Here is an 11,969-nt window from a genome sequence, read left to right on the forward strand (position 1 = left end):
ACAATTAATTGTTACTATCCTCATAGCAAAGGGCCGTCTCAAAGTCACATTTTAGACGCCTTTTTTTATTTCGCCTGTTTAAATGCACTCGTTCTTCTTTTGACTGACTCGCATGCAATTCTCCCTTATTTTATCAAAATTAAATTCAGAAATACTTCCTATAAAATAAGATGCTCACCATAGTAGATAATTTGCAATTTTAACTTATGAAACATGGAAACAATGGAAAAGCTATGTATAGCAATAAAGTGGTATGAAGAAAAGCGAGCTCACTTATTGTGAAATTTAAATAAAATGAGTGATGAAATATGAATCAAAAAAAAATTAGCGTATTGCATATCATACTTTTGATGATGACAGTTATTGGATTGAAAAATCATGTAACAATTCTTCCACCTTTAATTAACAGGGCAGGTCGGGATGCATGGATGTCTGTCTTTTGGTCTGTAATTGTCTTACTCCCATGGCTGTTGATGATTATTTATTTACACAAACAAATTGGTGGTATGCCCTTTCGAGATTGGTTAGTTGAAAAAGTAGGGAAAGTATGGGAAAGAGTAATTACCTATACATTTATTGTGTTTTTATTGATAATAGCTGCATTTACATTACGTGAAACAATGCAATGGGTAAAGGTAACCTTTTTACCTGAAACACCTGATTTACTATTAACTGTCATCTATATTGCGTTGTGTGTTTTTTTAGCAACCACTGGGGTACAAGGAATTGTAATTGTAAATGTAATTGTACTGGCAGGTGTTATATTTTTAGGCTTTTTTGTCGCATTCGTTAATATAAAAATAAAAGATTATGAGCTACTGCTTCCTTTTTTGGAGCACGGGGTATCACAAGTTTTATACGCGGGATTATACCCTGCGTCAGGCTTTGTTGAAATCTTTTTTATTTTGCTTATTCAAAATCAACTAAAAAAGCGCATGAAATGGCATCATTTTGCGATTATTTGGCTGATTTTACTTGGTTTAACGCTTGGACCCCTTGTAGGGGCTATTGCAGAGTTTGGACCTGCGGAAGCTAAAAATCAATATTATCCTGCGTATGAGGAGTGGCGACTTGCCTCTATTGGGCGTTTTGTTGAGCACGTTGATTTCTTCTCCATCTATCAATGGCTAACAGGTGCTTTTATGCGCATCGGCTTTATCATATTTATTACAATTCATTTACTACGTTTAGAAGGCCAAAGAAAGCGTATATTAAAAATTATAGTGCCAGCTTTTAGCGCTGTCAGTTTACCATTATTTTTGTTCAATGACCGCACATTTTTGAAAATAAAGGGTGAGTACTTTTTAATAACTACCTTTATATTTTTCTTTATATGGGGAATTATTCTAATATTAATTTCTTTAAAGAAAACGAAAAAAACAGCAAGAAAGAAGGTGGAGCAATGATATGCAACAAAAAATAACGAATGAGGAGCTACGCGAATTATTTAATCAAACGGCAGATGTACAATTTCAAACATATCAATTCCAGACATCGACAGTCAGTATAATTACGTGTGATGCAATGGTTGATTCACATTTATTAAATGAGGTCATTATACCACGGGTAAAAATGGTTCGTCAGCAGCAGGACGAATCAATTGAAGAGCAGCTATACGTGCCTAATTTGCAGCGTGTAGAGTCATTGGAAGAGGTAGTAACACTTGTTTTTACAGGCTTTGTTGTTATTTATTTTGAGCAGGAGCAACTGCTGTTCTCCAGCAATATTGCTAAAAAGCCAAATCGAAATCCAGAAGAAACAAATTTAGAAGTACTCGTTAAAGGGCCTCGCGATAACTTTATTGAGGATATTAGCGTGAATATCGCTATTATTCGTAAGCGTTTGCCGACAAATTCGCTGTCTGTTGAAAAATATATTGTAGGAAGGCGCTCAAAAACAACTGTTGCCCTTCTTTATATGAACGATATTGCGAATGACCAAATATTGCATAGTATTCGCAAGCAAATTCAAGAGATTGATACAGACATCATTATAAGTGCGGATTTATTAATGGAACGTATTAGTAAAAGCGGGGGATTAATACCACGTACAACAGATACTGCGAGAGGTGATTTTGCTGTACAGTCACTTGTAAGTGGACGCTTTTTAATTTTAGTCGACGGTGCTTCATATGCAGTTGTATTTCCGATTAACTTGCTGATGTTATTAAAAACAAGTGAGGATAACGAATATCCGGTAATTTTTAGTTCATTTGAGCGTCTTTTACGTTTATTTGGTATTTTATTCGGTTTATTATTGCCAGCATTTTGGCTAGCGCTGACTACTTTCCATCAAGAGCAGCTACCTTTTCAATTGCTTGCAACAGTCGTACAAGCCAATCGAGGTTTACCGTTACCCTCATCACTGGAAATGTTATTAATGTTGTTAATGTTTGAGCTCTTCCGCGAGGCAGGAATGCGCTTACCTAGCGTTCTTGGCGGAACGATTAGTGTAGTTGGCGGTTTAATTATTGGCGATGCAGCAATACGTGCGGGTGTGACAAGCCCTGCCATGATTGTTGTAATCGCAATTTCTACAATTGCTACATTTACACTTGTAAATCAATCACTTGTAACAGCGGTAAATTTACTTCGTGTTGGCTTTATTTTAGTCACAGCGGTATGTGGCTTGTTTGGTTTTTTTGTATGTTTATATGCGTTAATTGCTTATTTAGCAGGTATTCGCCTATTCGGTGTTCCGTATTTAAATATAGCGTCAGATTTGAACTGGCAAACGGTAAAAAAATCTTTAATTCGCGAGGTTCCACAAAAGAAGGCGATGCGTCCTAAATCATTACATGTAAAGGATAAGACGAAAGGTGGCTCGAAATGAAAAAAAGCATTTATTTTTTTATCATGTGTAGCCTATTTCTAACCGCCTGTTGGGATAATAATGAACCAGAGCGCATGCTTTATATTCATGGCATAGGTGTTGATTATAAGGATGGGGAATTCGAAATTTATGCGCAATTATTGGATTTATCAAGTATCGCTAGATCAGACCAACCAAGTACTAATGCCATACAGACAGAGGTTGGTCGTGCGACGGGAAAAACAATTGATGAGGCAGCAGTAAATTTATATCGCGCCGTTGATCAACGGATTTTATGGGGACATTTAACTTATGTTATTTTTTCTAAGGAACTTTTAGAAAGTGAAGAGTTAGTACAAGCTATTGATTCATTTGTACGTTACCGAGAGACACGTTATACGATGTGGGTATACACGAGCGATGAGCCGCTAGACGAGCTACTACTTGTTACACCAATTTTAAACAAAGGAATGACTTTTTCGAGAACGGCAGATCCGATGAATACCTTTTATCAGGAATCCTTTGTTGACCCAGTAAGCTTACGCACTCTACTTATTCATCTAGATGAGCCGGGTCATGAGGTAAATATTCCTTTTATTGTTTCCAGTAATCGTTGGGAGACTCCAAAAGGAGTAGACCCTGTTCTTGAAATAAAAGGGATTAGTGTCATCACTAAATCGAGTTTAAAAGGCTCTTTATTTGATGGGGATGCAGAAGGCTTGCGCTGGATGTCTGAAGATACATCGCGGGCGCAAATTACGTTGGAAAATGACGGCAATCAAAAAAAAGAGTTTACCACAGTTATTATAGACAATGTAAAGCAGAAAATTACACCTGTTGAGGAGGATGGACAACTACGGTTCGATATAGCAATTGAAGTGGAAGTAACAACAAGTGGAGAAGACGGGCAAAAGGGAGAGGAAAAATTAAAAAAAGGGATAATAGAGCAAATTAAAAAAGAGGTGGAGCGTACTTATTTAAAAGGGATAGAGCAAGAAATGGATGTGTTTCGCCTGTCTGAGCAGGCTTATCGCAAAAAGCTGAAAGCATGGCAGCGTCTAAATAAAAATGGGCAAATTCAGCTAACAGAGGATTCAATTCGAGAGTTAGATGTCAGTATCGAAAAAATAAGAACAGAAAGAACGGTAAGGCATTAATTGGGTTCGAAAAGCGTGCGTTAGCACGCTTTTTTCGGACGCCCTTCAAGGCTTCTTGTTGTCCGATACGCTATTCACATGTAAAATGATGAAGTAAATAAGCTAAAGTTGACCGTAACGGGAGTGAGTAGTTTGAAAAAAAAGAAGCGACAATTGCGCCAAGCGAATAATGTAATACTGTTTCCCGGTCTAGGTGAACGATTATTGGAACAAGCCCATACTTATGCGGAAAGCTATCAATACAATTTAGCTTGCGAAGCATTTGCAGACGCATTGCGTTATATAGAGGGCGATGAGATTGCTTTAAGTGTTTATGCATATTCATTATATGAAATACGTGCGTATAAGCAGGCAAAGAAAGTGTGTGAAGAGCTTTTAGCTATCGGCCCAACAATGTATTTTGAAGCGATGGAGCTCTATTTAACGATTTCTATGCAGCTGCGTGAATTTAAACAAGTGGAAAAATTGATTGAAACATTGCTTGAGGAAGGGACTATTCCAGAAAATCAAATTGATAAATTTCAACGTCTGAAAAAGCTAAATGCAGAAATCGCAAGTAATCAGTTTCTTCAAGAAGAGCCCGAGGAGCAAGCGCTTGAAGAGTTTTCGATAGCGCACTTTTTACAGCTTTCAGAGTCCGAGCAACTTCAAGCGATTTATCAGCTAACAGACACGAATATTCGTCCAATTATTCAGCCGCTTATTACGATTATTCAGAACGAAGAAATACATCCGTTTATACGAAGTCTTACACTCGTTTTGCTAGTAGAGCAACAAGTGAATGTACCTATCGTTATGAAAAAGTTCCATTATCAGCGCACTGTGAATCCCGCTCAGTTGGCATTGCCTACAGAAATGCCTGAGTTCCGAAAAGTTGCGGCATATATAGGAATGATGTTGGAGCAAGATCCAACGACTTTAGAGATGGTACAACAACTACTTGCAAAGCATGCGATTGTCACATATCCTTTTGAATGGCTTGATTATGACTCCGAGGATGTGGCGGAGAGCTATGTTGACTATGTGCATATGTTATTTGGCAAAGTACAAGAGACGGATGATGAAATTGTTGAATTTTTGCAACAACTTGAAACATATTCAGAATTACTATAAACGTATGAAAAAAGTTGAAACATTACACATCTGTGATATACTAAAATGGTTGTAGAAACTGTATAAAACAAATATGTTTGTAAACAGAGCAATTTAATTTTGGAGGTTATATATATGTCAGTTAAATGGGAAAAACAAGAAGGTAACCAAGGTTTATTAACAATCGAGGTACCAGCTGAAAAAGTAAACAAAGCATTAGATGAAGCATTCGCAAAAGTTGTAAAGCAAATTAACGTGCCAGGTTTCCGTAAAGGGAAAATGCCTCGCCCAATGTTTGAAAAACGCTTTGGTGTTGAAGCACTTTATCAAGATGCTTTAGAAATTATCATTCCAGATGCATATGCTAATGCAATTGATGAAGCTGGTATTGAGCCAGTTGATTTCCCTGAAATCGATGGAACTGAAAACTTTGCTAAAGGTGAAGACTTCACATTCACAGCAACAGTGACGGTTAAACCAGAGCCGAAACTAGGAGACTACAAAGGTCTTGAAGTAACGAAGCTTCCAATAGAAGTAACAGATGAAGAAGTAGAAGCCCAAATCGAAGCAGAATTAGCAAAAAAAGCAGAGCTTGAAATTAAAGAAGACGAAGCAATTATCGAAGGTGACACAGCAGTTATCGATTTTGAAGGCTTTGTAGGTGACGAAGCTTTTGAAGGTGGTAAAGGTTCTGACTACCCATTAGAAATTGGTTCAGGCTCATTCATTCCAGGCTTTGAAGAGCAATTAGTAGGCGTGAAAGCTGGAGAAGAAAAAGATGTTGTTGTTACTTTCCCAGAGGAATATCACGCTGCTGAACTAGCTGGTAAGGAAGCTACTTTCAAAGTAACTGTGAAGGAAGTAAAAACAAAAGTATTACCTGAATTAGACGATGAGTTTGCAAAAGAATTAGATTCAGAGGTTGAGAGCGTTGAAGCTTTACGCGCAAAAATCAAAGAAACAACTGCAGCACAAAAAGAAGCAGATTCTGAAGCGGCATTGCGTGATGAATTAGTTGAAAAAGCAGCTGAAAACGCTGAAATCGATATCCCACAAGCAATGATTAATTCAGAAGTTGACCGCATGGTACAAGAATTTGAGCAACGCCTTCAAATGCAAGGTATGAACCTTGAGCTTTACTACCAATTCTCAGGTCAAAATGAAGCTGCATTACGCGAGCAAATGACTGCTGATGCTGAAAGCCGCGTACGTGTGTCATTAACATTAGAAGCTATCGCAGCTGCTGAAAAAATCGAAGTATTTGAGGAAGATATTAAAGCAGAATTAGAAAAAATGTCTGCACAATTCGGTATGACAGTTGACCAAATTACGGCTGCATTAGGTGGCACGTCTGTTTTAGAAAACGATATTCGTACTCAAAAAACAGTTGAATTGCTAGTTGAAAGCGCGAAAATTTCTTAATCTACTATACATTGTGGTTGGCGCCATTCAAAATTTTGAGAGGCTCCATCTTCATTTAGCGCACTAAATAAAATGACAAAAAGTATTCATCTCCACCTTAAAGGGATGGCTATCTTTTCCTAAATGAAGATGAAATTACTTGCCAAATAATTATAGATAAAACAAGGTGCGTTGTTTTGTACCTTGTTTTATCACATATACATATGAAAGCAGTCAATATATTTGATAAAGGACAAATAATCTTGTAAGATTGAAGCTTGAATAGGGGTGAAACAAATTGTTCAAATTTAATGATGAAAACGGCAATTTAAAATGCTCTTTCTGTGGAAAACCACAAGAACAAGTTCGTAAGCTGGTAGCAGGACCAGGTGTATATATTTGTGATGAATGTATCGAACTGTGCTCTGAAATTGTTGTAGAAGAGCTTGGAGTAGAAGATGAAATCGACTTCAAAGATATTCCAAAACCGAAAGATATTTTAGGGATTTTGGATGAATATGTGATTGGACAGGAGCGCGCTAAAAAAGCATTAGCTGTAGCGGTTTACAATCATTATAAACGCATTAACTCAAATGCTAAAATCGACGATGTGGAATTGTCGAAATCAAATATTGTGTTAATTGGGCCAACTGGTAGTGGTAAAACATTATTAGCACAAACATTAGCACGTATTTTAAACGTACCATTTGCGATTGCGGACGCAACTTCTTTAACAGAGGCAGGCTATGTCGGAGAAGACGTAGAGAATATATTATTAAAGCTTATTCAAGCGGCTGATTATGATATCGAGCGTGCTGAAAAAGGAATTATTTATATTGACGAAATCGATAAAGTGGCACGTAAATCAGAAAATCCGTCAATTACGCGTGATGTATCTGGTGAAGGTGTGCAACAAGCATTGCTAAAAATTTTAGAAGGTACTGTAGCAAGCGTTCCTCCTCAAGGTGGTCGTAAGCATCCACATCAGGAATTTTTACAAATTGACACATCAAACATCCTCTTCATCGTAGGTGGCGCATTTGATGGTATTGAACAAATTATTAAACGCCGTCAAGGTGAAAAAGTAATTGGTTTCGGCTCAAATCCAAATAAAGTGGAAGAGGAGCAAGGTTCATTATTAGCTCAGCTTATTCCAGAGGACTTGTTGAAATTTGGTTTAATCCCAGAATTTATCGGGCGTTTACCTGTATTGGCAAGCTTAGAGCAGCTAAATGTAGATGCGCTTGTACAAATTTTAACAGAGCCGAAAAATGCATTAGCGAAACAATACCAGAAAATGCTTGAACTTGACAATGTAGAGCTTGAGTTTGAAGAAAAAGCGTTAGAGGAAATTGCTAAATTAGCGATTGAGCGTAAAACAGGCGCACGCGGCTTACGTTCTATTATTGAAGCAATAATGCTAGATGTAATGTTTGAGCTACCATCACGTGATGACATTGTAAAATGTGTGATTACTGCTGAAACAATTATCGATAAAGCAGAGCCTAAATTGCTACTTGCAGATGGTACTGAATTGAAAAGAGATAACGAAAAAACGTCTGCTTAAAATAGTACAGCGAACAATCGAAGCTGACATCGAACGTGCATCAGCACAAGTAGGTAGTCAGCTTTTCTCTATATTGTCAACAGCTATTAGCTAGCTTTTCTTCATAATTGATTGTACATAAAAATGATTCATGTCCGATAACAAATAAAGATGTTGAATTAAACACATACTATAAAAAGCGGGTTGTTACGGATTGATATAGATGGAGGTGAATCCCGCATGAATAAAACGAAAGAAAATATACCATTATTACCATTAAGAGGCTTACTTGTTTATCCTTCAATGGTGCTACATATCGATGTAGGGCGGGATCGTTCAGTTGCAGCATTAGAGCATGCGATGTTGAATGAAAGCTATATTTTTTTAGCGGCACAAAAGGATATGCGTGTAGAAGCGCCTGAAAAGGAAGATTTATTTAAAATCGGCACGCTAGCAACAGTGAAGCAAATGTTAAAATTGCCAAACGGTACGTTGCGTATTCTGGTGGAAGGTGTTAGCCGCGCGCAAGTAAAGCGATATAAAGAAGATTTTAAATTTACAACTGTAGATTTAGAGCTATCGGAAGATTCAACATATAAAGACCCTGAAACAGAGGCTCTAATGCGTACTTTATTAGTTTATTTTGAAAAATACGCAAAAGTGTCAAAGAAAATTACAGAGGAAACGATTGATTCTGTTATAGACATTACAGAGCCGGGGCGATTAGCGGATGTTATCGCGTCACATTTACCGTTAAAAGTGCAAGAAAAGCAAGAAATCCTAGCTATTTTTAATGTCAAAAAACGCTTGGATAATTTAATAATTCGTTTACATGATGAGCAAGAAATTTTAGATTTAGAAAAGAAAATTAATACAAAAGTAAAGCAAGCAATGGAACGCACACAAAAAGAATATTATTTGCGTGAGCAGATGAAGGCGATACAAACAGAGCTCGGTGACCGTGATGGCAAGATGGGAGAAATCACTGACTTGCGTAAGCGCATCGATGCTATTGGGATGCCAGAATCAACAAGGAAAGTAGCGTTAAAAGAGCTTGACCGCTATGAAAAATTGCCAGCGGCTAGTGCTGAAAGTGGCGTTATTCGAAACTATGTAGAATGGCTAGTATCGATTCCGTGGAGTGAAAAAACGGCGGACCGTTTAGATATCGTCCATGCAGAAGAAATTTTAAATCGCGACCATGATGGATTAGAGAAAGTGAAGGAACGTATTTTAGAATATTTATCTGTACGTCAGCTAACGAATACTTTACGCGGTCCGATTTTATGCTTAGCTGGTCCTCCGGGTGTTGGTAAAACAAGTTTGGCACGCTCAATTGCAGAGAGCTTGGATCGTAATTTTGTCCGCATTTCACTTGGTGGTGTGCGAGACGAATCCGAAATCCGTGGACACCGTCGAACATATGTCGGAGCTATGCCGGGACGTATTATTCAAGGAATGAAAAAAGCGGGAACAATTAATCCAGTCTTTCTATTGGATGAAATTGATAAAATGTCGAATGATTTTAGAGGCGACCCTTCTGCTGCGATGTTAGAAGTGCTTGACCCAGAGCAAAATAATACATTCAGTGACCATTACATTGAAGAAACATATGACCTATCAAATGTCTTATTTGTGGCAACTGCCAATGATTTAAGTACGATTCCTGCACCGTTACTTGACCGAATGGAAGTTATTTCAATTGCGGGCTATACGGAATTGGAAAAGACGAAAATCGCTATGAATCATTTAGCGCCAAAGCAAATGAAGGAGCATGGCTTGAAGAAAGCCCAGCTTATTTTAAAGGAAGAAGCGATTGTCGATATTATTCGCTATTATACACGTGAAGCAGGTGTGCGCGGTTTAGAGCGACAAATTGCGACGATTTGCCGTAAAGTTGCCAAAATTATTGTCTCTGGTGAGAAAAAACGAGTGACACTAAATGCTAAAACATTAATGGATTTACTTGGTAAGCATCGCTATCGTTATGGGCAGGCTGAAGAGGAAAATCAAATAGGCGTTGCGACAGGTCTAGCTTATACATCTGTTGGCGGAGATACGTTGCAAATTGAAGTTTCTTTAACACCAGGAAAGGGTAAAATCCAACTGACAGGTAAATTGGGAGATGTAATGAAGGAATCTGCACAAACCGCTTTAACGTTTGTTCGTTCTTTAACAGAACAGCTTGGTGTTGATACGCATTATTTTGAGCAGCACGATTTACACATTCATGTTCCTGAAGGAGCTGTTCCAAAGGATGGGCCATCCGCTGGTATTACAATTGCAACCGCAATTGTCTCCGCAATCACGAATAAGCCAATTAAGCGGGAAGTCGGTATGACGGGAGAAATTACGTTGCGTGGACGTGTATTGCCTATAGGTGGTTTAAAGGAGAAGTCGTTAAGCGCCCATCGCGCAGGGTTAACAACCGTTATTTTACCAAAGGATAACGAGCGTGATATTGATGACATTCCAGAAACAATTCGCGAGCAACTTACATTTAAACTCGTGTCACAAGCAGAGGAAGTGCTTGCATTGGCACTTGACGGAGGTTTTTAATCACATGAAAGTCCATAATGTCGAAATGGTCATTAGTGCCGTTAGACCAGAGCAATACCCAGAAGATGGACTGCCAGAATTTGCTTTAGCAGGTCGCTCAAACGTCGGAAAATCTTCATTTATTAATCGAATGATTGGACGCAAGGCGATGGCGCGTATTTCATCCAAGCCAGGAAAAACGCAAACATTAAACTTTTATAAAATCGAGGAGCAATTATTTTTTGTCGATGTACCAGGTTACGGCTATGCAAAAGTTTCAAAGTCAGAGCGAGCTGCTTGGGGAAAAATGATTGAAAAATACTTTACTGGACGAGAATTATTAAAAGCGGTTGTGCTAATTGTCGATTTGCGTCATTCACCAACTGGAGATGACCAGATGATGTATGATTTTTTAAAGCATTACAATATTCCATGTATCGTTATTGCAACAAAGGCAGATAAAATCCCAAAAGGTAAATGGGATAAACATAAAAAAATTGTTAAAGAAACACTTGATATGGACCCAGCAGACAAACTGATTGTCTTCTCCTCTGAAACAGGATTAGGCTTTGAGCAGGCATGGGGAGAAATCGAAGCATATATATGATAAAACGACTGGGCTGCCCGAATTTTTCGGGCAGCCCAGCTTTGATTATGTCAATTTAGATTAGCGAGGCGTAATTAAGAAATACGTTCCCAGTATATAAAAATGCCCACTGATTGAGAGCTTAATTTATGTTAAAATGAAAGAAAATACTAGAAAATTCATGATTATAGCCGATGAAATAGAGAAGAGGATAACTATTTATGCGATGAAAATAACAACAGAAAACAGGTCGTGTGTCCCTATCTTTTTAGAAGAGTTCGTGAATGGTTATTTCTTTAAATATATATGATAGTGTAAACTAGACGGTTTATCTTTGAAGAAAACAATCAAATTTTAGTGTTAGTGACATATGTTTTTCATGGAAAGGAGGTTGATACAATGGATATCGCAGCATTAGCAATGAATATGAAACAAGCCCAATTAATGCAACAAGTTTCAATCGCTGTAACGAAGCAGGCGATGGAGTTTCAAGAGCAAAGCACCGAGCAACTATTAGAGGTAATCGATGCCCCGCACCCGAGCTTAGGGCATGCGATTGATGTTTCTGTATAAGGAAATCGTTCAATCAATTCTAACTTTAGTCCAGATTTTTTCAAGCTAATTGGTGGAGGTTAACCTAAAACTGTCACGTCCTGTGATAACAGCTAACTTGCATCATGCCAAAATCTGTGACATCCGCCAGAGGATTTAGGCCAACACGATGTTGGTCACTCAGTCGTTATCTCAGGATGCGATGTTCTCAGACTGAGTTTCTATGGTCAAAACACTAGCTGAAAGAAATTAAATGAAATGGACATTACATAGGAATTTGCAACAA

Annotated in this window: 9 protein-coding genes; all 9 read left to right on the forward strand. The window is 38.0% G+C overall.

All coding sequences use genetic code 11. The annotated features are described in order from the left end of the window. The first annotated feature begins 308 nt into the window (after positions 1-308). The 9 genes from MHH70_RS00640 (at position 309) to MHH70_RS00680 (ending at position 11,704) form a co-directional block, all read left to right on the forward strand. Entirely contained in the window at positions 309-1,406 is a 1,098-nt protein-coding gene (locus MHH70_RS00640) for an endospore germination permease (protein ID WP_342472251.1), read from the forward strand. 1 nt (position 1,407) lies between these two features. Continuing rightward, on the forward strand, positions 1,408-2,832 hold the full coding sequence (locus MHH70_RS00645; protein WP_342472252.1) for a spore germination protein: 1,425 nt from the start codon (positions 1,408-1,410) through the stop codon (positions 2,830-2,832). Next, complete coding sequence (locus MHH70_RS00650; protein WP_342472253.1) at positions 2,829-3,968, forward strand: Ger(x)C family spore germination protein; 1,140 nt, start codon at positions 2,829-2,831, stop codon at positions 3,966-3,968. Before MHH70_RS00645 ends, MHH70_RS00650 begins: the two co-directional genes overlap by 4 nt. Positions 3,969-4,100: 132 nt before the next feature. Then, complete coding sequence (locus tag MHH70_RS00655) at positions 4,101-5,081, forward strand: hypothetical protein (RefSeq protein WP_342472254.1); 981 nt, start codon at positions 4,101-4,103, stop codon at positions 5,079-5,081. Positions 5,082-5,195: 114 nt separating this feature from the next. Then, the gene (gene tig / locus MHH70_RS00660) at positions 5,196-6,482 is read left to right on the forward strand and encodes a trigger factor (protein WP_342472255.1); all 1,287 of its coding nucleotides are present in this window, start codon (positions 5,196-5,198) and stop codon (positions 6,480-6,482) included. Positions 6,483-6,759: 277 nt separating this feature from the next. Continuing rightward, positions 6,760-8,028: an ATP-dependent protease ATP-binding subunit ClpX gene (clpX, locus tag MHH70_RS00665; RefSeq protein WP_342472256.1), complete on the forward strand. Its 1,269-nt coding sequence runs from the start codon at positions 6,760-6,762 to the stop codon at positions 8,026-8,028. A gap of 219 nt (positions 8,029-8,247) precedes the next feature. Further along, a complete protein-coding gene (gene lon, locus MHH70_RS00670) occupies positions 8,248-10,566 on the forward strand; it encodes an endopeptidase La (protein WP_342472257.1) in 2,319 nt (772 codons plus the stop codon). 4 nt (positions 10,567-10,570) lie between these two features. Further along, positions 10,571-11,152 (forward strand): ribosome biogenesis GTP-binding protein YihA/YsxC, encoded by a 582-nt coding sequence (yihA, locus tag MHH70_RS00675; protein ID WP_107942909.1) that lies wholly within the window; start codon positions 10,571-10,573, stop codon positions 11,150-11,152. 378 nt (positions 11,153-11,530) lie between these two features. After that, entirely contained in the window at positions 11,531-11,704 is a 174-nt protein-coding gene (locus tag MHH70_RS00680; RefSeq protein ID WP_107942908.1) for a YjfB family protein, read from the forward strand. Positions 11,705-11,969: the final 265 nt, after the last annotated feature.

This window comes from Metasolibacillus sp. FSL H7-0170, from assembly GCF_038593115.1.
Taxonomy (GTDB): Bacteria; Bacillota; Bacilli; order Bacillales_A; family Planococcaceae; genus Metasolibacillus; species Metasolibacillus fluoroglycofenilyticus.